This is a genomic window from Paenibacillus oryziterrae, from assembly GCF_042610485.1.
Classification (GTDB): domain Bacteria; phylum Bacillota; class Bacilli; order Paenibacillales; family Paenibacillaceae; genus Paenibacillus_AQ.
The window spans coordinates 131,437-153,321 of sequence record NZ_JBGJZO010000002.1 but is presented as its reverse complement, the minus strand read 5'-3'; the positions used below and the strand labels follow the sequence as shown (position 1 = coordinate 153,321).

Below are 21,885 nucleotides of genomic sequence, written 5' to 3'. Positions count from 1 at the left end.
CATCCCCACAAAACCACTGTTAAATAAGGAGAGTAATGTGCCCAAAGGGACACATTACTCCAGAAAAAGTATATTAATTTTAGATCGAGTCCACATAATTTCTACATAGACAGTTAGTATAATTAACTTATAGCCCGCTGGTCTTTACTAACATCAGTCAGTAAAGAGGTACCAGCGCCTTACCAGAGGAATTTTCTTCCACTGTTTCTTGAGCCAAGGCAGAACGTAGTAATCTAGACCAAACACGCTTCCGGATCCGCCGATGCAAGCAATTGCAGCAGCTGTGTACCAGAGCATTTCCGTTGAAGCCATTTTTGTTGACCAGATCATGACAGCCATACCAATAGTGGCAATGGATGCGATGGCGGAGAACAGGCCGACGATAAGCATAACACCGAAGACGATTTCGGCACATACCATGCCGATTTGGAACCATTTAGCCAGGAATGTGTAACTTCCGTCTGTGTTGTAGAACATCAGATCCATGAACCAGTTGGTCGTGTCGTAGATAAAACCTGGAACTGGAAGAGCTTGAACTGCTTCTTTGGCAGTTGTAACTGCCGAAGCTGCTGATTGAGCATCTACCGTATCTTTAACGGCATCAACCGCTTGACTTGCTGCAGATGCAGCATCCGTTGCGTAAGGAGCAGCAGGAATCAGGAATATCTTATCCGGATCTTCCCAGATCTTCTTCAGCTTATCGATACCTTCATATACCCACATGCCGCCGAGCAGCATGCGGAGAGGTACGAGCCAGAAGTTAGGCGAACGTTTAGAGAAGTATCCTCCAACAAAGCTCTTACGATTCTCAACGTGGAAGAACTCGTGCATCATGTAAGTCCATACTTTGTTGAAACCAACAACCTGGGACAGATAGAACATATTGATAAAGTGTTTGGACAGCATAGCCATGAATCCGGTCAGCATGAACAGTTTGCCTGGAAGACCAACGTTCGCTACACCGTAACGGCTGCCGATGGAAACCATCGTACCGTGGAAAGCCGGTTTGTAAGCTTTCTTAGCCGTACCGTTAATATCTGCAACAATGTTAGCGGCAATGACTGGGGCTGCTTGCTCAGCATTCTCAACCATTTGCGGAACAGGACGGGTTTCGCCTTCAGGGATGAAGAAGATGTTATCTCCGACAACGTATACGTTTTTGTGGTCTACGCTTTCGAGGTGTTCATCTGTAACGATCCGTTTGCGGCCTTGTTGTTGAACGTTATCACCTAGAGTACTTACAAGCTCGGATCCTTCGACACCGGCTGTCCATACTACAGTATTTGCATCCACAACGTTTTTCTCGCCGAGAGCAACACTGCCTTTGCCAACTTCAGTGATTTTCGCGCTTGTCACGATTTCCACGTTCAGCTTGCGAAGGTGTTTCTCAGCTTTTTGAATCAGTTTATCCGGAAGGATTGGCAGAACCTTAGGTGCCATATCAGCAACGATCAGGCGAACCTCAGAAGGATCGATGAAGAACTCTTTGCACAGCTCTTCGCGCTGTTCAGCCATTTCGCCGATCAGCTCGACACCTGTAAATCCGGCGCCAACAACAACAAAGGTTAGCATGGAGCGACGAACCGCTGCATTTTTCTCCTTCGCTGCCTTCGTGTACATATCACGAATTTGGCGTTTCAGAACAACGGCATCATCATAAGACCAGAATGGGAAGGTATTCTCTTCTGCTCCCGGGATACCAAAGAAGGTTGGTTTGCTTCCTGTGCCGATTACGAGGTAATCGTAAGCATAAGTAGCTTTTTCGGATTGAAGTTTCTTGCCTTTGAAATCAATGTTGCTGATCTCATCGAGGACAACGTCCACTTTGAGGCCGGCAAAAATTTTCTTCAGATCGATCTTGATTGAATCCTCCGGAGCGCGGTTTGCGGCAACCTCATGCAGCTCAGTCAGTAAAGTGTGGTAGGGATTCCGGTCGATCAGTTTAATTTCAATGTCGTTGTTGTTCTTAAATTTCTTTGCTAGTTTTTTGGCCGTGAGTACGCCGCCGTAGCCGCCGCCCAAAATGACTATTTTTTTCAAAAGAAACTCACCTCATTCATCTGATTAGCTGCAAGAGGGTCGCGATATTACTTCGCGCCTTCGAGTGCTTTTTCTGCAAGTGTGAAATATTCGCCTACATGGATGGATACGCCAGAAATTGCATCAGTTTTGCCCTCAGCATCAAGCGCAGGAGCAGCACCGTTTTCAAGGTAGTAAGCTACAGCTTTAGCAATTTCTTCGTGCCATTCAGCTTGAGCACCGCCGGCTTTCATGCCGTATTTGCCATCAATGGAGTTTTGGATTTTATCTTCGCCGGCAGCATTTACACCGCTAAATTTAGCAGCAACAACTTTACCGTTAGCAACAGTCAGGTCAACAGTGGATTTCCAGCCGGATTCAGCATCCATTTCGCCTTCAGCATGGTAACCGCCGTCTTTCAAAGCGCCAGCTTGTGCAGGGCCAGCAGCCAGAGCAGCTTGTGCAGCAGCAACGAAGTCGCTAACTCCCATAGTTACGCCGGAGATCGCATCGGTTTTACCTTCTGCATTAACTGTAATTGCAGCCGGATCTTGTTTCTCGATCAGGAAAGCCTCAGCTTTGGCTGCTTCTTCATGCCAGTCGCCTTGAGCGCCGCCTTTATCTTTCATGCCATATTTACCGTCTTCGGAAACTTTTTTCTTCAGGTCGCCAGCGTTGTTAACGTTGAATGCATTCCAGTCAGCCTTGGTGATTTTGCCGCCTTCTACAGTAAGCAGTACATAAGTTTGCCAGCCAGTTTTAGCGTCAGCTTCTGCTGTACCATAGTATGTTCCATCTTGGTATTTACCAGCCTCAGTACCAGCATTCGCGGAGTTACCAGCGTTTGCAGCAGGGGCAGCAGTTTCAGCAGGGGCGTTGGTAGCAGCAGGAGCATTGTTATTGTTGTTGCCGCAGCCAGCGAGCAGACCGAGAACCAATGCGCTCGACAAAATAAGAGAAGCTTTTTTCATTAAATATGACCTCCAAAAAAGTAGTTTAAAATATATATATTAAAATGTAAAACATTTTAATAGCAAATGGAAGTGATAAAAATCACTTTATAAATGACATTTGTCACTTTCGACGCATGACATTCTACCTCATTGTAGCAGCAATATGACATTTTGGGACATGCATTATAAAAAATTTTAAATGTTCCCTTTCAGATCACATGGCATTCTAGCATATTAACAGGCAAACTTATGTGAAAACTATCACTTGTTCATAAACAAATTTATTTACAGATGGATTATATCAAATTTGAAAATGCATAGATATAGATTATTAAAGACTATTATGTGACAAAAACCGACGTTATTTCTGACGAGGTCTACCTGTGGGTGTATATCGATTCACTGTTACGGGCTGAGGGTAATATAAAGACAAGTCCTTTGAGATCAGCACACGCCAAATTGGCCGGTAACTAAGGAGATAATCATGCAATGGACAGGGCGAAGCCAAAAAGCAGAGAAGCGAGCGTACAGATGATGTTTTAGACGTCTTTGACGATGTGAAAGATAAGCTGATAGACAAATATACAAGCAAATGAAAGATTCATCCCTCGATAAAGGTACAAAGGTACAGGTTCCGGAGCAGGTATCACATTGTAAGGGGAGGCGATGTTTATGTACAAGTCCTATGTGGTAACCGGCAGGATTGTTGAGATCCAGGGAAACAGGGTCCTTACCCAGCAGGGGGACGTTATGTGCTCCTATCATTCCCGGTACTATTTCCTCCCTCCATCTGGTGAAGTAGAAGAGGACAACTTAACGAAAGACACCATTGACCCTTTGTATACGGAACCAGTAATAGAGGGGATTAAGGAAACAAAATGGAGTCCATCAAAGTTGTGGCTTACTTCACAAAAAAAGAGTGCAAATCGTATATGATTTGCACTCTTCTTTTATATAGCAATGCTAAAAATAATGGTAAGATATAGAATGAAGATAATCTAGATTATAGTGACTATAGCAGGAGTGAGTCTATGGAATATCTGAAAATATTTTTTGTGAATACCGCCCTGCTTATTACGTTGTCTTATTTGTCCAACTTACTATATAAACACACGATTACCTACGCTTCTATTAAGGTGAAAAAAGTAAGCTGGGTCATTCTGGCCATATTTGCCGGATGGATCAGCTCTTTCTTTGGATATAGGCTGGATGACAATGTTATTTTTGACTTGAGGTTTGTTCCGCTGATTATTTCAACGCTGGCATATCCGCAGCCCCTTATGCTTGTGATGGTTGGGGTTGGCACAGGATTGATGCGTCTGACTTTTGGGGTTTCTGCGGCAGCTGCGGCCGGGGTCATTAATCTGAGTATCCTGGGGTTAGTCTGTGCTGCTCTTAGCTATTGGGTACGGAGTTCCTTTTCTTCGATGGTTAGTAAGGGTCTGATTGTAATTCTTACAGTGAATTTGATGAATGCCGTTAATATTACTATTTTTGGTGTCATTCCTGTCCATACATATATCAATGAAATTATGCCTGTGACTTTTCCTGCAGGGATGGCGCTAAGCATGCTCTTTGCACTTATCGTACGAGATTTTCATCTGGAGCAGGAGAGGAATCTGCAAATTCAGCGGGCTAACCAGCTGCTCTACACCCAGACAGAAGAATTGCATAAGAATAAAGTTGTGCTGGAGGAAAGGGCAAAGCAGTTGATGCTGGCTTCCCGGTATAAATCTGAGTTCTTGGCTAATATGTCGCATGAGCTTCGTACGCCGCTGAATAGCATCATCAATTTGTCTCAATTAATGGAGGAGAATGATGAGTTTCTCAGCATGGATGAAATGATGTTATACGGAAGTATCATTCACCGTTCAGGGGAAGATTTGCTTTTGCTTATAAATGATATTTTGGACTTATCCAAGGTGGAAGCCGGTCGTCTGGAGATAACCAGCGAAGAAGTGAATGTCAGTGAAATTCCGGAGCTGCTTGCTATGCAGTTCGGTGTAATTGCCCGTCAGAAGAACCTCGAGTTTAAGATTACTGTGAGTGAGGATCTGCCTCAAACCATACATTCAGATCCACAGAGGGTGCAGCAGGTTCTGCGTAATCTGCTGTCCAACGCGTTTAAGTTTACAGATCAAGGTTCAGTATCGCTGAACTTAAGGGGAGAAACCCGATATGAAGGCCCTGAGCTTCGGCAATGGCTTGTCTTCGAGGTTCAGGACAGTGGCATTGGAATTGCCAAGGATAAACATATTTCAATCTTCGAAGCGTTCCAGCAGGCGGACGGAACCATCAGCCGCCAATATGGCGGGACAGGTCTGGGCTTATCGATAAGCCGGGATCTGGCCAGACTCCTGGGAGGTTTCATCATACTGAAGAGTGACGAGGGTAAAGGGAGTACGTTCTCCTTCTATCTGCCAATCCCGTGATCCGGCAGGAGCTCCAAGGTTATTTGTAATTCTGTCGTATTGACAGAACTACGATGGAGAGTAGAATGAAGCCAAAGCCGCATCAAAGGAGTGTAATTCCTAAGTGAACATCATGAAGAGCAGGCGGTCATTCATTCGCCCGAAAGGGAAACGCCATATTTCTAAACAGCGTAGAAATCTGTATATTGCCACATGGGAAGGTGTCCCTGCGACAATTTTCCAGGTGCTGCTGCAGGGGCAGTTTCTGACGGGATTTCTGCTATATCTGGGCGCATCGTCAAGTGAAATCGGCTTCGTGCTTGCACTAACTACGCTAGTGAATATCGCACAAATCGGCATCGCCTTTCTCATACAGAAATTACCGAGCCGTAAATGGACGATGGTCGCATTTGTAACCATGCATCGGATTTTATGGACATCAACAGGGCTGATCCCCTTTGTGTTCCCTAAAGAGTATTGGGTTATGGCATTTATTGCGTTATATACAACCGCTTTCATCGCCAATACAGGCGGGGCGGTACTCTGGAGTTCTGTTATCAGTGACCTTGTGCCTTCTCGTGTAAGGGGGCGTTACTTCGGGATCCGCAATACGGTTCTGAATGCTTTGGGTAGTATTGTCATGTACGGCGGGGGAATTGCGCTCGACCGTTATCCAGGTGGAGACGGTTTTTTCATTTTGTTTGTGATCATATGGATTTTCGCGGCTGCCAATATTGTCGTGTTGTTCTTTTATCCGGATGTACATTTTGAGAAATCGGAAGAGAATAAGTTTTTGCCGATGTTTAAAAAACCGCTCGGTGACAAACTCTTTATGAAATCTACACTGTTTCTTGCCGCCTGGCTGCTGCTGCAGAATTTAACGGTACCACTTTATTCATATGTGATGCTGAAGCTGCTTCATATTAATTATGAAACGTTGTCTCTACTGAATGTGGCGCAGACTTTGTTTATGATGGGCAGCTTCTATGTCTGGGGTAATCTGAATGCAAAGTATAGCAATAAACGGCTGTTACTTTGGACATTGCCTATTATAGCAACCTCATCGTTGGTATGGGGGCTGCTCTCGGTTCTGCCAATGCTATTGGTTCTGTTTACCGCCCATATTGTATTCGGTGTAGGGGTTGGGGGATTTAACCAGCTGGCTTTCAACTTCATCATTGGAGATACTCCCAAGAAAGAAAGACCCATGTATATGGCTTTATTCGCAGCACTTACGGGCCTGTCCTCCTTCTTCGGTCCTTTGATCGGCGGGCAGATTTATGAATGGATAGAGGATTGGCCGAAGTGGACGCAGGTTTATGGCATGCAACTGTTTGTAGGGGTCATGATGATTCTGCTAGCTTTCTTTCTGGGAAGACGCATTCTGAAGGATGAATAACAAAGGGGAGTATGTTCATGGCAAGAGTTGCATTGGTCCTTGGTGCTACCGGACTTGTAGGGAATGAAATTACCCGGGATCTGTTGGGAAGGAACGAATGGGATGAGATCAGAGTGCTGGTGCGGCGTCCGCTTGGCTTCGAGCATCCTAAGCTGAAACAGACGATCATCGACTGGGGAGAGCTGGGGCGCTACGAGGATGTCTTCAGCGGGGTAGCGGCAGTATTCTGTGCGCTCGGCACTACAATTAAGAAAGCTGGATCACAACGTGCTTTCGAAGTGGTCGATCTTGATTATCCGCTGCAGGCTGCGGCTCTTGCCAAGAAGCAAGGGGTTAAACAGTTCCTTGTAGTATCCTCGGTGGGAGCGAATTCGAAATCACGTACATTTTATACCCGTACTAAAGGACTTATGGAGGAAGGGCTGATTGCTGCGGATTTTCAGGGAGTACATATCTTCCGTCCTTCGCTGCTCCTTGGCGAGCGTCAGGAGTTCAGAATAGGCGAGCGGGTGGCAGCGGGGCTTATGAAGGGCCTGGATTTCATGCTAACCGGCAAGGGAGCTAAGTATCGGGCAATACAGGGGAAGACGGTTGCAAGGGCGATGATTAACATTGCTTTAGCTGGTACACGTGGTGTGCATGTCTATAGTAATGAAGTGATTCACGTTCTGGGGAAAGAACAGAATTCCTAATCGGAGAAACTACCGCGTGTTGCAATGAGTGAAGAGCAGATTTACAATGAGAAAAATAAAGAGATTGTGGGAGGAGCAGGATTATGAGCAAGAAACAGATAGCTACAAGTAAGGCGCCGGGCGCGATTGGCCCATACAGTCAGGCCATTGCGGCAGGGAATTGGGTGTATACATCCGGACAGCTGGGTTTGGACCCGGAAACTGGGAATTTGGCGGAGGGTGTTCAGGAGCAGGCCCGTCAGGCGCTTACCAATGTGAAGGCTATCCTTGAGGAAGCTGGTGCATCGCTTGATCATGTAGTGAAGACTACGGTGTTCCTGAAGGACATGAATGATTTTGCTGCGGTTAATGAAGTATACAGTTCTTTCTTTACCGAGCCCTATCCTGCCCGTAGTGCAATTGAGGTAGCACGTCTGCCGAAAGACGGTCTGGTTGAGATCGAAGCGGTTGCCCGAAAAAAATAATCTGCCTCAGGCAGAGTAAGGATTTCTATACCCAATCCTGAGTAATGTACAAAAGGCTTGGCTAATCAAAGAGGCCGCCCTACGCCGCATAATGATGCGAGTGGGGCGGCCTCTTTGTTGTGCTGTGGATAAGCGGGTGATTCATCAGAGGCTTAAGAAATCTTGCGCCGAGGAGTGAGAAGAAGCCACAAGCTATACAGCAGGAGAAGGCCGGCGGCCGTCAATGCAGTGCCAAAGACATTGGCAGCTTCCTTATGCTCCAGGGCAATAGCGACATACGCCCAGACAAATACCAAAGGATAGATACTGTCACGGTGCGGGTAGCTGACAAGAATAGCCAGCAGCAGACCGACGCAGAGCATGATAACGGCCCAGGTTGAATCACCGAGACCGAAGCCATCCCATTTATTTTTCTGCAGCACAATACTCACGTTAACGATAGTGGCTACGGATATCCAGCCAAGGTACAAGCTGAAGGGCAGTTTGACCAGCCAGGTGTAACCGACTGTATGAATATCTGCAATTCGAGTATTCCGGTAGATTACGATTAGAGAAAAAAGTAGTAGGAGCATTGCAGCAAGCGAGAGCTCAATGTGCAGATAATGCCACAGGATAAGCCAGCTCATATTGAACACACAGCTTAAAATGAACCATATCCCGGCGGATTTCCCTGCAGCTATGCCCCCGGGTGAAGAACGAAGCTGATAAATGACGAATCCGCCCAGCAAAAGATAAATCAGTGACCAGATCGCAAAGGCGTATCCCGCAGGGGTGAGATAGGTGTAGTACATGTCTGAAATTTCACCCGTGCTTCTGCCTCCCAAAGGCAGCGTTACCGAAAGTGCATTGACGATGATAACCCCGAGATAGAGCAAAAGGTTCCACCACTTGTAAGGATTTCGGTTCATGAATAACCTCCCAGAGATGAGTGCGTTGACAAGTATACATAGAATATACCCGCATATCTGCTGGTTCAGACCTGTTTGTGGCTTGAAAATGAATAATGAGTCATGAAAATTTTGTGGATAGTGATATTACCGCACTGGGTAATATGTATTAATAACGGTCGGTAACCAGGGAGGATCAGGATATGGAGAGTAGCGAAGCGATACGGCCAGAGAAAATGGGGCCGATTGCAATGACGGAAACGTGGAATACATTAGGCAGGATTCTCTCTTGGGAGCTTTCGGAGAATGTGTATATATGCCGTGGTGAGCGCGGGGGCATTGTGTTTATTTTTTTGAACGACAATGTATTCCGTATGAAGGTATTCAAGGGCCTGGTGCCGGATCTGACAACTACAGCCGCTGTTCTTCCGGAAAGCTTCATTTCGCATTTGTTCCCGGTCGAGGAGACGGGTGAACGTTTGATCTTCACGACCAGTTCCATCCGGGTACGTCTGGAGAAAGAGTCATTCTTAATTGCCGTAGAAGACCTGCAAGGGCGTGTGATTATGCAGCAGAATCTGGTGAGCGGGAACCCGCGGGGGGCTATTCATGCTGAATACGACATGCAGCCGGATTCTCACTTCTACGGGTTAGGAGAGAAATCCAGCTTTCTGGATAAGCGCGGGGAGCACTATACGAACTGGAATACGGATGTGTTCGCTCCGCATCTTCCGGAGATCGAAGCGCTGTACGAATCCATTCCTTTGCTGATTCATATGCATGGGGAGCTTTCTTACGGGTTGTTCCTCGATAATCCTGGACGCAGCAATTTCGATATGCGTTCCCACGGTGTGGCGTTTACGATCGGTTGCGTGACGGGAGCCTATGATATCTATTTCATTCATGGGCCGGAGATGAAGGATGTCGTAAGACGATACACCGCTCTGACGGGACGGATCGCCCTGCCTCCGAAATGGGCTATAGGTTACCACCAGTCCCGCTACAGCTATATGAATCAGCAGGAAGTGCTTCAACTTGCCCGTACTTTCCGCGAGAAGAAGATTCCTTGTGATGTGATTTATCTGGATATTCATTATATGGACGAATACAAGGTATTTACGTTCGATCCCGTTAACTTTCCGGAGCCGGAAGCCATGATATTGGAGCTGAAGAAACTAGGCGTGCGCATCGTGCCCATTGTAGACCCCGGTGTGAAAAAAGACCCCAATTATGAGGTGTATAAGGAAGGCGTGCTGGATAAGCATTTTTGCCGCCGTCTGGAGGGGGATATCTTTTTAGGTGAGGTGTGGCCGGGTATCAGCGCTTTCCCTGACTTTAGTGATGGACGAACCGCATTCTGGTGGGGAAATCTGCATCAATATTATACGGATCTTGGTATTCAAGGGATTTGGAATGATATGAATGAGCCTGCTGTATTTAATGACAGCAAAACCATGGATCTGGATGTTATGCATTTTAACAATGGCCGCCCTGTGACCCATGAGGAATACCATAACCTGTACGGGATGATGATGTCCAAGGCGACCTACGAGGGTATGGTGCGGCATCTTCAGGGAGAACGTCCCTTTGTGTTGACGAGGGCCGGTTATGCCGGGATTCAGCGGTATGCTGCCGTGTGGACCGGAGATAACCGCAGCTTCTGGGAGCATATGGCAATGGCTATGCCGATGGTTCTGAATATGGGACTGTCTGGGCTGGCCTTCGCCGGACCGGACATTGGTGGGTTCGCTCACCATACCTCTGCGCAGTTACTGGTGCGGTGGACGCAGATGGGAGTCTTTTTCCCGTATTGCCGTAATCATTCCTCTATCGGTACACTTCGCCAGGAGCCGTGGTCGTTCGGTGAAGAAGTGGAAGGGATTCTGCGGGAGTATATCGGTCTGCGCTATCGCTGGCTGCCGCATCTGTACAATCTGTTCCGGGAAGCTGAGGTTAGTGGTATGCCGGTCATCCGTCCATTAATTCTGGAATACCCTCGGGATGCCCGCGTTACCAATCTTTGTGATCAATTTTTACTGGGAAGCAATATACTGATTGCCCCTGTGTACCGTCCGGATACCGATCACCGCTCGGTGTACCTGCCGGAAGGGTGCTGGATTGATTATTGGGACGGGGAGGTTCAGGGTGGGGGGCGCCATATTCTGGCCGCTGCACCGCTGCATATTATGCCGATGTATGTGAAGGCGGGTGCGATTCTCGCGGAAGGGCCGTTACGGCAGTATGCAGAGGAAGAGGGAGAGGCCGCGTTGACATTCCACCTTTATGGTGCGGAAGCCCGAGAAGGATTTCATGCGGAGTATTGTTTATATGAGGATGACGGGGTGAGTTTTGCATACAGGGACGGGCGGTATTCTGAACTGGCTGTACAAGCGGCAGGGAGAGAAGGGAGCTTGGTCATCTCCTGGTCCTATCCTCATCGGCATGAGGAGTTTAAGCCGGACAGGGCTAGTCTGTGTTTCTCTTTGATGTGGCCCTTTTTTGCCATCACTTCAGTTGAAGGTCTTCCGGAGCTTACATCACGGCAATTCGCAGGAGGGGCAGAAGGATGGGTGCGGAACGAAGGGGCAAAAGGTATTACCATCCAAGTTGCTGATCCTTCTGAAGGCGGGAGCCTGAGCATTATCCGAAAGGATATAGAGTGACGAGCTCCCGGCCGGCCATTCTACTCCCAGTTACGTGTGTGTGATCCATCATCAAGAGTGAGGGAGAAGCCGCCTGTTCTTCTTCCGCTGGTTACCCCGTTCGGTTCCGTTAGAAGTTCAAACGTTGTGTTATACGCACCGCTGGCCTGCGGCGTAAGAGTAAGCTCTGTCAAAGAGACAGGGCCTCTTGCCATGGGATCTCCGTAAATCTGGGGAATATCGAGTACCGGCCGGACGCTGATAGCTTTGTCGCTATAGTTCGTGATGGGAATCTGACAGGTGACGGTAAAACGATTGTTGTCCCATGCGTAGTTACAATCAATCTTTTTCGGATCAAGCTCCAGGGCATAGACACCAGAGGCGGCCAAACGCTGATAACTATGGACGAGCCAGCCGGGTGTTGTGGAGAGCAGAAACATGACTGCGATGAACATTATTATACGGTGCCGGGATAGTGCGCGGTTAAAAAGTGTGATGCACCCTGTAAATAGGATCAGCGTGAAAATGCCTGAATAATTCACTCCTGTGCGTGTCGCTTCATGAGAATATGCCCGAATTCCAAGCCAATGGAATAAAGTATCTGCTGTATTATAAGGACCGGGATACTGGGTGGTGAGTATGATTAACATTGCCAGCAGACTAAGTGCTAGTATAAACGAACGTTTGTGTAGAACTAGCGGATGATCAGATCCCATTGTATTCACCACCTATGTAAAATTTTCTCAATTATACCATGATTAAAGTCTCCTGAAATAAGAAAATTCATAGGAGCTCATGAAATCCGGAGGAAAATATACAGAAACGTTTTTAAATCAGAGACTTTTCGTATAAGATGAAGGTAAAACCTTTTTTTGTATTATTTAAGCACTCATAAGCTGCGCGGAGGTTTGTTCCATTTTGGCGTAGCTTCTTAATATTTCTCGCTGAACCGGTGCTGCCACGAATTCGGACGGAGGCACCGTTTCTGCTTGCTTAAAAGACAGGAGATCACGATGACTAAGCATCTGTATGCAATATGGTTAGGAGATGTATTGTTCTGCTTCTCCGGCGAAACTTCGGAACCGAAGGTAGATGCCTGGACCCGAGTGGTCAAGCGGCTGGAACTGCAGGGCGGTCTGCGTCCTTTTGCGGGTGCTGCGCTGCGTTTGGCTGAAGTGAAATATCCCGTAGCCTCAGTTGAAGGGAAAAGTGCACGGCGGCAGATGCCCGGACGTACGCTGGAAGGGCTGGCTCTTACGCCTAAAGAGGCTTTGGAGCTTCTGCTCGCCTGGGATGAGTCTCTGTGCCTGAAACAGGGCATTGAGCCGGGTGGGGAAATGAGATATTGGGCCGCTGCGGCCCGGTTTGCCCTTGAACTGCTCGGTACGGGCGGATTTGTACCCGGTGCCACGCAACTGAACCCGGTTGGCTCACGCCGCCGGGGGGGAGAGCAAGCGGCGGTGTCCAGTTGGGTTCCCGCCTTCCGGAATGAGGAACACCACAAGATATTTATTCAGTTATCCGCCGCTATGCCGGTGCTTGCACTGGGCAGCCCGCCTGCGGAAGCCACCGATTTAATAACCCGTGAGGAGGCGGGAGCCTATGTGCTCTATTCCTTTTTACAGGGGGTTATTAGCGCTGAAGTGAAGGGAGTTATCTCCCGGATAGAGAGTGAGCTGTCACCATATAAGGCCAACTATCGCCGGGGTTATTCACCGTTAACGGAGTTGTGGTGGAATAGCCTCCTTACCGGCAGCCGAGATATTCCCGTGCAGGGAACGCCTGCGGAAGTCGCGGAGCTGCTGGCCGTTGTAGCGGAAACAGGTGGAAGTGATGTGCCGCGTTCAGAGACGGAAGAGGCGCAGAGTGGACAGCTGGGACTTGGTCTGCGGCTTGAGCCTCCTGCTGATGATGAAGGAACCTGGCGGTTGTCTTTTTGGGCGGAAGGGCGCGAGGAGAACGAATTCTGGTTGCCTGCTGAGCATATCTGGAGCAGCCGGGAACGGGAATTCACACTATGGGGTAAGCATTACCGGAACATCCAGGAACAGCTTCTGAGTCTGCTGGGCCGGGCAGCCCGGATATCTCCTGATATTGCACGCAGTTTAGATTATCCTGCGCCGGTAGGCGTGGAGCTGGAACCCGAGCGGCTGTACTACTTTCTGAAAGATACGGTTCCTCAACTGACGGCCCGGGGTATAACAATTCAAATGCCTTCCAGGTGGAGCCGCGAAGGGCGTCGCCGGACAGGGATGAAGATGAGAATGCAGCAGCTTTACGCTGAAGCGGATGGACCTGCTCCGGTTGCTCTGGGCATGGAGGAATTAATCTCTTTCCGGATCGAGGCATCCCTTGGCGAGGAGTCGATCACCGCGGAGGAATTAACCGAGATTATGGAGGCGGGGGTACCCTTTGTCCGCTTCCGCGGGGAATGGATTGAAGTAGACCCCAAGGAGATACGCCAGGTTCTAAGGTATATGAAACGGCATGAAAGTGGAGAAATGTCGGCAGCCGAATGGATGCGGCTACAGGCAGAGGATGAAGAAGACAGGCAGTGGAAAGGCATGTCTGTTACAGGGATGGAGACCTCAGGTCTGCTGGCTTCCTTGATGCATGGCGATATGCTTCGTACTCTTCCACAACGCCCGGTTCCGCCGAGATTGCATGGAACCCTGCGTCCTTATCAGGAGCGGGGGTTCCAGTGGCTGGCATCTTTAAGCGGTATGGGGTTTGGTGTATGCCTGGCGGATGACATGGGCCTTGGTAAAACAGTGCAGGTCATAACATGCCTTCTTGACCGTGCACTGACCACGCCAGCAGGTGAGAGATTCGGGCCGATCCTGATTCTATGCCCGACATCGCTGCTTGGCAACTGGCAGAGGGAACTCCAACGGTTCGCCCCTTCGCTTACGGTGCATATTCATCACGGCGGGCGCAGGGTTCGTGGTGAGAGCTTCGTGTCCTTGGTGGAGAGTCATGATATTGTGCTGACCACCTATCATCTGGCGGGCAGGGACAGTGAGGATTTGGCCGGGGTGAAATGGTCGACGGTAGTGCTGGATGAAGCGCAATATATCAAGAATCACCGGACAAAGCAGGCACAAAGTGTAATGAAGCTGTCAGCGCCTCAACGCATTGCCATGACTGGTACTCCTGTTGAGAACCGGCTCGGCGAGCTTTGGTCTATTTTTCACTTCCTGAATCCAGGATATTTAGGTACTTATCATTCCTTCCGTCAGCGTTATGGTTCGGGTGAAGGCGGGGAGCGGCTGCGGGAGCTGCACCGTTTGGTTTCTCCATTCTTGCTGCGCCGTCTCAAAAGTGATCCGGATATCTCCAAGGATCTCCCGGAGAAGCTGGAGCTGAAATCCTATTGTCCGCTTTCCGAAACACAGGCTGCCTTGTATCAGGGGGTTGTGGATGAAATGCTGGGAGTGATCGGCGAACATTCCGGCATGGCCCGGAGAGGACTTGTGCTCTCGTCACTGACCAAGCTGAAACAGATTTGCAATCATCCCGGACTCTTTCGTAAAGAGGAGGGCCGTGCTCATAAGCAGGAGCATTCAGGTAAAATGGAGGTCATGTTTGAGTTGCTGGACAGCATTGCCGAGCTCGGTGAATCGGCGCTTATATTTACCCAGTATGTGGCGATGGGAGAAATGCTGGTGAACCGGCTGGCCCGGCGCTACGGGCAGACGCCTTTATTCCTGCACGGGGGAGTTCCTAAGAAGGAACGTGACGAAATGGTGCGTTCTTTTCAGGAGGGAGAGGGAACGGCGTTCTTCGTGCTCTCGCTCAAGGCGGGAGGCGTTGGTCTTAATCTAACTCGTGCGAACCATGTCCTGCATTATGACCGCTGGTGGAATCCTGCCGTAGAGAATCAAGCGACAGACCGGGCCTTCCGGATCGGTCAGCATAAGAATGTTCAGGTGCACAAGCTGATCTGCCAGGGAACACTGGAAGAACGGATAGATGAATTGATCGAACGGAAGAAGAGTCTCTCCGAGCAGGTTGTAGGATCGGGTGAAACGTGGCTTACGGAGATGTCCAATCATGAGCTGAAAGAGCTTATTGAACTGCAGGGACAAGATTGGATGTAATAAATATCGATATCGATATTGAGATCGAAGAGGGCGGGAGGGATGAAATGAACGAGAAAAAAGAAATCTCGCTGGAGGTGGCTCCTGGAGTACTGAAGGCCAGCTGGGTACGGGATGCAGGGAGACCGCCTGGGTTGTCGCTGGAGGTCTCATTATGGACGCCTTCCACGCAGCAAGAAATCATACACCGTTTCGGAGAAAGTCCCGCCGAGGTGTATTCGCTGCTGAGAGGCAAGGCTCCTGAGTGGTTCACTAGCCTTGAAATATTTGCAGGAGAAACCTTGAGTCCGTCGGACACTAACGGTGAAATGGCGGCCCAAGAACTGCTGGATCAGGTAAAGGAAGCTCTTATGGAGCAGCCGCTGCTTGTGCTGAAGCTAAAAGGGCTGCCCAAAGAGGAACTTATCGATACCGTCCTGACCCATTGGTCTAGGGTAGTGACTGATACTCAGGCCGGGAGCGGAACGGGCAATCCGGCTGAAAAACTTGCTGCCGAGTTGACCAGGCTGGAGCGGAAAGGTCCTGCGGTTGCATCGGGAGAGTGGCTGGCTGAGGCTGCGGCAGAAGGTTCCCTTCATCAGCCGGGCTCCTTGTTCCATGAGGTTGCGGACCGCCCCTTCCCCTCCAAACCGGTTATAGCCGAGGCTACCGAAGATTGGCGCCCGCTATTGCCGCAGACGCCAAAGGTTCAAGAAGGATTGGCGCATATTACTCACCGTGTAGCTGAGGCGGCCGCGCGTCGGGCACAGCTCCGTAATCATCCATAGCGATCCGCGGGATTCATATCAATGATAGAAGACAGGGAAGAACAAGGCTGAGGCAACCAGTAGAAAGATGATAGCCATGATCCGCGCGAACCAAAAATACGCAGGGTGCGGCTCCCTGATTGCTTTCCAGCTCTGGGTTACCTTCCATACCAAACGGGGATTAATAATAGTTGCGACGCACATCAAAACCCAAATCCCCAGGAAAATGGCCGGAACAATCATAACGAATTCTGGCATGCCCATAGGCGACTCCTCCACATCAGAGATTTATAACAAAAAGGGCAATTCCGCCACAGAGGATTCTGTTAACGGGATTGCCCTTAATACGTTCTAATAAAAAGGTTGTTTCAAATTATTCAGATTTGCTGTTCTCTTTGCCGTTGCCTTCAGTCAGTTCCAGGATTTCAGATCGCAGGCGAAGCATCTTCTGATCCAGCTCATCGGCAGCACGTGCGGCTTCCTTTAGTTCTTCCGCCACATGCGGCGGGAGCTGTTTATCGAATTTATAGTAGAGAATATGCTCCATACTTGCCCAGAAATCCATGGCCAGGGTACGCAGCTGAATTTCTGCTTTGACCCAGCGTGTTCCATCCAGAAGAATCAGCGGAACGGCGACAATAATATGCAGGCTCTGGTATCCGTTCGGCTTAGGGTGGGCAATATAGTCCTTAATCTCAAGCACGCGGATGTCCTCGCGAACGCACAGGTGATCTACGAGCCGGTAAATATCTTTAACAAAAGCGCAGACAATGCGCATGCCGGCAATATCGTGAATGTATTCTTCCATATTATCAAGGTTGAGTTCGTATCCCTTGCGTTCCATTTTCTTCAGGATGCTTTTGGGTTCCTTAATGCGGGACTTGATATGCTCGATCGGACTAAAACCGTCGCGGATTTGCCATTCGGTCTTGATGACGTCAATTTTATTCTGCAGTTCATTCAAGGCCAGGCGGTAAAGGGCCGGCAATTGCTTAAGCTCATCAAGCTGCTTGGTGAATTCACCGTGTTTCTCCCAGTTGCGGAGGTCCTGAACATGTACCTGTAACTGACCCAGTGTAAGCTGTGTACTTTCTTCTTCTTTCACGATTACTCTCCCGGTGTACGTATTTGTTGCCTACTCTATTTTAACCGATAGACCCCTGTTGAAGCAAAAATCAATAAGCTTTTTTACAGCGCACGGACAGCCCCATTCCGGAATAGGTTCCGAAGCGGGGCTGTATTAGGTACAGGGACTAGTTCAATCTATAATAATGAATTTATTTATTGGTAGGTGACCCGTCTCCGTAGCCTTTGTCCTCATAGCCTGAATTCTCCAGCTTAGAAATCACGCCCATCTGATCAATGGCCTGCCGGGTCTCATCTGTTCCATAGGTTCGTATATATTGATATAACCTGATGATCTTCTCGTCGTATTGGTCGATGGCATCATCGTGATCGGCGGATTTGTAAGGAACCAAAGCACGCCGGAAGCTGTATTCCTCATCTTGTCCGAGTTGATCCAGGGAATCGCGCAGACCCGATAATTCTTCGTCCGCAAGCCATACTTCAAACTCGCCTGTCTCATTACGCACATCCTGGATGAGTCCGCTCTTTACTGAAACGAAATAACGTTTCTTCTGATCATTTGAAGGCAAGCTGAATCCCTCCATCTTTTGGATAGAATGGCCATAATCATTTTTAGTATTATACACCGATCGACAAATAATGAATCTATCCGGCACATTTGGTATGATAGAGTCACGTTTACAGCATTGTCTGGAGCGAAGGGTCTGTTACATGGCCGATTTGCCTGTTCTCACTGTGGAGAAGGAGGAACTGTCGATGAATTTTTTGCAGCGTATTAAAGACGGTGCCAGCAGGGTCACCGAAAAAGCACAAGGCTCGGTGGAAATCAGTAAGCTGAACAGCCGGATTTCCGATATTGAGCATGAGATGGAAAATGAGTTTATGAAAATGGGAAAGTTTTTTTATGAAGGATACCGGTTGCGGGACATGTCTCTCGCCGAAAGTAAAATGATTGAAATTTCACGCACGTGCTCCAAACTTCAAGAGGAGATCGACGGTGTGCGCCGCCGCATTGCTGAACTGAAAAATGAGCGGCTGTGCGCATGCGGAAACATTGCCACGCTGGAAGCTAATTTCTGTCCAAGCTGCGGCCGCAAGCTCGAGGAAGTTAGTGCTAAGACGGCACCAGCATCCACAGCCAGCGCTGGTGCCCTTCGGAAAGATGAAATGGAAGAGGGGCATCCGCTACACTCTGAGCTGAATCTTAGAAAAGAGTCTGAGCAGGAGCTCCCATTCAATATCCAGGAAATTGAGGATGAAGAAGAGGAGATGCCGCTTCCGCTTAAGTCGTATGATGAAGATCTGCAAGCCGTGAAAGACATCCCATATGCCTATGATGAACTGGAGAGGGAGCGGGAAAGACAGCTTGAACTGGACCGCCGGATCCGTGATTGGAAAGCTAGTGAGATGATAGAGACGGAATCTGAGGAAGCGGGGACGGAGAATACGGTGAAATGCCAGATTTGCCGTGTAGACCTCCCTAAAGGTTCCATGTGGTGTCCGCGCTGCGGATCAGAGCAAATATAGTGAACAGCAAGTCAGCTTAGGGGGACAAACGAAATGGAACAATTGCTGCAGCATCTGCGCAATCTGGGCTTCACAGAATTGGAGTCCAAAATTATGGTGGAGCTGGCAGCTAAAGGTCAAGCTTCGGGTTATGAGGTTGCCAAGCAGCTTGGCATATCCAGATCTAATGTGTATGCAGCTCTTCAGCGGTTGACCCAACAAGGTTATATCCGATGTGGGGAAGGGGAACCGGCCCGTTACAGTGCACTGGAGCCGGAGGAGCTAACCGTAATGATCTCCGGCCGAGTTCAAACCTCTTTATTGTTCGTGGAGAACGAAATGCCCCGGGGTGGCCCGGTCAGTCCGTCCTTTTACAATGTGGAAGGCGACCGTAACGTACTGGGGACCTTGATACGCCAGTTGAATTCAGCCAGTAAAGAGATTGTGGTCGACATGTGGAGGGAAGAGGCCTCTCTCCTCCGAAATGAGCTGGAGCAGGCTGAACTGCGCGGGGTGAAACTCCTGTGGGCATTCTCCGGCGGTAATTCCGGACCTCTGCCCTATCCGGCGTGGGCGCCCCTGAATGGAGGAGTTGCCCGTAAGGATGGCCGTAAATTCTCATTTGTGATCGATCGGAGCTGGTGCATGCTGGGCATGCGCTATGAGGACGGGACGGCACAGGCGGTTGTTACAGAGCATCCAGTACTCGTTGAGTTACTGCTGAACCACTTTACTCAGGAAATGGTGCTTTTTGAACTGGAGCAGGATATGGGGCCGGAGCTGGAACGGAAGTACGGTGAGCGTTACGCCAGTATTTACCGCAAGTATGTAGTGCATGAACAGAATGATAAGGTTGAAGACAAAGAAGAATAACAGGATAGATCTTGTAGATTATGATGGGGAGGTGAGCACAGCATGGAATGTATTGTTCATTTTGAAGTGCTTCATAAGGAAGGGTCCAAGGACCTGCGCGGCCTGATATTTATCGATAAGGATTCTGGCCCCGGGGAAAACCAGCTTGTTGAAATGTTTAAGGACATGAAGTTTAACGTTACCCTGGTGGACCGCGAGAAAATGATCTTTAAGCCCGTTAATCCGGCCGACAATTATTCGGAAATCAGAATCACCAGCTTTGATACGGGGAAAGAAAAAAATGGGTCACAGGAAGGCGAGCTGAAATCCATTGTAGGCAATTTATTGCCGCAGAAGCCGCTTGGCCTGTAACGGGAAGCTAGAGTCCATGCATGGAGAGGAGGAGTACATATGCTGTTGCTGAGACAAAAGGTTATGGATGAAGGTATTGTGCTCGGTCAGGGAGTACTCAAGGTGGATTCTTTCTTGAACCATCAAATGGACCCGGTTTTAATGCGTGAAGTGGGAAGAGAATTCTCACAGCGGTTCGCGGAGGAAGGAATTACGAAGGTGCTGACGATTGAATCTTCCGGTATTGCGCCGGGAATCATGACTGCCCTGGAGCTTGGAGTTCCTCTGATTTTTGCCCGCAAGCAGAAGTCATTGACCCTTACCGAAGATATCTTTGTAGAGAAGGTATACTCCTTCACTAAGAAAGAGAGCAATGAAATTACGGTCTCTAAGAAATTTATTGCGCCGGGAGAACGGGTTCTGATTGTTGATGATTTCCTCGCCAACGGGGAAGCAGCCTTTGGACTCGCCCGTATCGTCGAACAGGCGGGTGCCAGCGTGGCTGGTATCGGAATTGTGATTGAGAAATCTTTCCAGCCTGGAAACAAGCTGCTGCAAGAGGCGGGTTACCGTGTAGAGTCTCTCGTGCGGATTGCCTCTTTGGAGGACGGAGTAGTCACTTTCGTAGAGGATAATGAAGGATTTGCGGGCTGATAAGACTGGTCTTTAACAACTGTTCTCAGCTGAATAAACAAGCCGGAAACTTAGGGCCAGGGCCCGGTTTCCGGCTTGTTGTATTTTGACATGTGAGTTTCTAGTGAATAACAACGTCCCTTAAATCAATTTTAGATAATTCAGAAAGCACCGCAAGATTGCCCAGTGGAGAAAGCACCCGAAGTGCACCCGGATCGCAGTGGACGTTCAGCGGCTTCGCGCCAATGCTCTCTCCGTCGCCGATGGCGTGACGGGGTTCCTCGAAGCAGACAGTGATGCTGCGGCCGCGCAGCATGGAGACGAAGGGAAGAGACAAGTGATTGCCCTTCAGAACTGTAGGGAACAGACGAAGGAGCTCGCCTGCACTGCAGCCGTGAACGACACAAACATCCAAGTGGCCGTCATCGCCTTTGGCTTGCGGGCAGATCAGCAGTCCACCGCCATAGCTGGGCAAGTTGCAGACAGAGACGAGCCAGGCCTTGTCGTAGATATGTTCCGTGCCATCGCAGGATACAGTTACCCGGCAAGGCTTGTACGTTATCAGTGTATGGAGGATACCGATGATATAGGCCAGCCGTCCGGCCCCGATGGCATTACATAGCCGCTTATAGCGGCTGTTGTTCACATTCTCCGCCACCTGGGCGTCGAAGCCGCTGGCTACGGCAGTAAGTGTATATCCGTCAGCGCCGGATAGAAGATCGGCACTGAGAAGATGATCGCCAAGTGCTGTCTCCAGCGCAGCTTTTGGTGTTAAAGGGATGCCGAAGCCGCGTGCGGTATCATTACCTGAACCCGCTGGAATAACGGCCATTGGCACCTGGCTATGCTGCAAGGCTCCCAAAATACTGTGAATTGTCCCGTCGCCGCCAATGACGACGGCAGCCTTCCAGGATTCACGCTGATCCAATGCCTGCTGTACGCAGCGTTCTGCTTCTTCTGCGCTGTGGGTGAATAAGGCTTTGTAAGCGATTTGGCGTTCCAGCAGAATACCTTCCACCGTATGCCATGTCCGTTCCCCGGCGCCTCCGCCGGAACGCGGATTAATAATAAATAAATACATGCTGTTTCTTCAGCTCCCAAAGAGTCAGTGTTGTCCTGATTCTATTGTAAGGAGTGACTGGAG

19 protein-coding genes are annotated in these 21,885 nt (G+C 49.2%); 11 read left to right on the top strand and 8 right to left on the bottom strand.

Annotated elements, in window-relative coordinates:
• Nucleotides 1–153: 153 nt before the first annotated feature.
• On the bottom strand, nt 154–2,040 hold the full coding sequence (locus ACAN55_RS03085; protein WP_379127944.1) for an FAD-dependent oxidoreductase: 1,887 nt from the start codon (nt 2,038–2,040) through the stop codon (nt 154–156).
• Nucleotides 2,041–2,087: 47 nt separating this feature from the next.
• Complete coding sequence (locus tag ACAN55_RS03080) at nt 2,088–2,990, bottom strand: FMN-binding protein (RefSeq protein WP_379127942.1); 903 nt, start codon at nt 2,988–2,990, stop codon at nt 2,088–2,090.
• Between the two features lie 1,013 nt (nt 2,991–4,003).
• On the opposite strand from ACAN55_RS03080, the gene ACAN55_RS03075 reads away from it, so the two are divergent.
• The 4 genes from ACAN55_RS03075 (at nt 4,004) to ACAN55_RS03060 (ending at nt 7,938) form a co-directional block, all read left to right on the top strand.
• Nucleotides 4,004–5,404, top strand: a complete 1,401-nt coding sequence (locus tag ACAN55_RS03075; protein ID WP_379127940.1) for a sensor histidine kinase — start codon at nt 4,004–4,006, stop codon at nt 5,402–5,404.
• 112 nt (nt 5,405–5,516) lie between these two features.
• A complete protein-coding gene (locus ACAN55_RS03070; protein WP_379128694.1) occupies nt 5,517–6,782 on the top strand; it encodes an MFS transporter in 1,266 nt (421 codons plus the stop codon).
• Nucleotides 6,783–6,799: 17 nt separating this feature from the next.
• The gene (locus ACAN55_RS03065) at nt 6,800–7,474 is read left to right on the top strand and encodes an oxidoreductase (protein ID WP_379127937.1); all 675 of its coding nucleotides are present in this window, start codon (nt 6,800–6,802) and stop codon (nt 7,472–7,474) included.
• Between the two features lie 83 nt (nt 7,475–7,557).
• Nucleotides 7,558–7,938: a RidA family protein gene (locus ACAN55_RS03060; protein ID WP_379127934.1), complete on the top strand. Its 381-nt coding sequence runs from the start codon at nt 7,558–7,560 to the stop codon at nt 7,936–7,938.
• A 152-nt stretch (nt 7,939–8,090) separates the two neighbouring features.
• Here ACAN55_RS03060 and ACAN55_RS03055 read toward each other — a convergent pair whose 3' ends face one another.
• Nucleotides 8,091–8,846: a tryptophan-rich sensory protein gene (locus tag ACAN55_RS03055; protein ID WP_379127932.1), complete on the bottom strand. Its 756-nt coding sequence runs from the start codon at nt 8,844–8,846 to the stop codon at nt 8,091–8,093.
• A gap of 182 nt (nt 8,847–9,028) precedes the next feature.
• Here ACAN55_RS03055 and ACAN55_RS03050 point away from each other — a divergent pair, with 182 nt between their 5' ends.
• Nucleotides 9,029–11,488: a glycoside hydrolase family 31 protein gene (locus ACAN55_RS03050; RefSeq protein WP_379127929.1), complete on the top strand. Its 2,460-nt coding sequence runs from the start codon at nt 9,029–9,031 to the stop codon at nt 11,486–11,488.
• A 20-nt stretch (nt 11,489–11,508) separates the two neighbouring features.
• Here the strand turns inward: ACAN55_RS03050 and ACAN55_RS03045 are convergent, their stop codons facing one another.
• Nucleotides 11,509–12,183: a hypothetical protein gene (locus tag ACAN55_RS03045; protein ID WP_379127926.1), complete on the bottom strand. Its 675-nt coding sequence runs from the start codon at nt 12,181–12,183 to the stop codon at nt 11,509–11,511.
• Between the two features lie 297 nt (nt 12,184–12,480).
• On the opposite strand from ACAN55_RS03045, the gene ACAN55_RS03040 reads away from it, so the two are divergent.
• A complete protein-coding gene (locus ACAN55_RS03040; protein ID WP_379127923.1) occupies nt 12,481–15,567 on the top strand; it encodes a DEAD/DEAH box helicase in 3,087 nt (1,028 codons plus the stop codon).
• The gene (locus tag ACAN55_RS03035) at nt 15,558–16,334 is read left to right on the top strand and encodes a hypothetical protein (protein ID WP_379127920.1); all 777 of its coding nucleotides are present in this window, start codon (nt 15,558–15,560) and stop codon (nt 16,332–16,334) included. Before ACAN55_RS03040 ends, ACAN55_RS03035 begins: the two co-directional genes overlap by 10 nt.
• Before the next feature lie 18 nt (nt 16,335–16,352).
• Here the strand turns inward: ACAN55_RS03035 and ACAN55_RS03030 are convergent, their stop codons facing one another.
• The 3 genes from ACAN55_RS03030 to ACAN55_RS03020 all read right to left on the bottom strand — a co-directional run bounded on the left by ACAN55_RS03030 (nt 16,353) and on the right by ACAN55_RS03020 (nt 17,968).
• On the bottom strand, nt 16,353–16,577 hold the full coding sequence (locus ACAN55_RS03030; RefSeq protein WP_379127918.1) for a DUF6199 family natural product biosynthesis protein: 225 nt from the start codon (nt 16,575–16,577) through the stop codon (nt 16,353–16,355).
• A 109-nt stretch (nt 16,578–16,686) separates the two neighbouring features.
• Entirely contained in the window at nt 16,687–17,301 is a 615-nt protein-coding gene (locus ACAN55_RS03025; protein WP_379128692.1) for a GTP pyrophosphokinase, read from the bottom strand.
• 289 nt (nt 17,302–17,590) lie between these two features.
• The gene (locus tag ACAN55_RS03020) at nt 17,591–17,968 is read right to left on the bottom strand and encodes a hypothetical protein (protein WP_379127915.1); all 378 of its coding nucleotides are present in this window, start codon (nt 17,966–17,968) and stop codon (nt 17,591–17,593) included.
• A gap of 142 nt (nt 17,969–18,110) precedes the next feature.
• Between ACAN55_RS03020 and ACAN55_RS03015 the strand changes: the two genes are divergently transcribed.
• The 4 genes from ACAN55_RS03015 to ACAN55_RS03000 are packed head-to-tail and all read left to right on the top strand — an operon-like array spanning nt 18,111 to nt 20,762.
• Nucleotides 18,111–18,926 carry a zinc ribbon domain-containing protein gene (locus tag ACAN55_RS03015; protein ID WP_379127912.1) on the top strand — a complete coding sequence of 272 codons (816 nt, stop codon included), beginning with the start codon at nt 18,111–18,113 and terminating at the stop codon, nt 18,924–18,926.
• A gap of 33 nt (nt 18,927–18,959) precedes the next feature.
• Entirely contained in the window at nt 18,960–19,778 is an 819-nt protein-coding gene (locus ACAN55_RS03010) for a TrmB family transcriptional regulator (RefSeq protein WP_379127909.1), read from the top strand.
• Between the two features lie 42 nt (nt 19,779–19,820).
• Nucleotides 19,821–20,129 (top strand): hypothetical protein, encoded by a 309-nt coding sequence (locus tag ACAN55_RS03005; protein WP_379127907.1) that lies wholly within the window; start codon nt 19,821–19,823, stop codon nt 20,127–20,129.
• A 39-nt stretch (nt 20,130–20,168) separates the two neighbouring features.
• The gene (locus tag ACAN55_RS03000; protein ID WP_379127904.1) at nt 20,169–20,762 is read left to right on the top strand and encodes a xanthine phosphoribosyltransferase; all 594 of its coding nucleotides are present in this window, start codon (nt 20,169–20,171) and stop codon (nt 20,760–20,762) included.
• A 100-nt stretch (nt 20,763–20,862) separates the two neighbouring features.
• On the opposite strand, the gene ACAN55_RS02995 is transcribed toward ACAN55_RS03000, so the two are convergent.
• Entirely contained in the window at nt 20,863–21,822 is a 960-nt protein-coding gene (locus tag ACAN55_RS02995; protein WP_379127902.1) for a diacylglycerol/lipid kinase family protein, read from the bottom strand.
• Between the last annotated feature and the right edge of the window lie 63 nt (nt 21,823–21,885).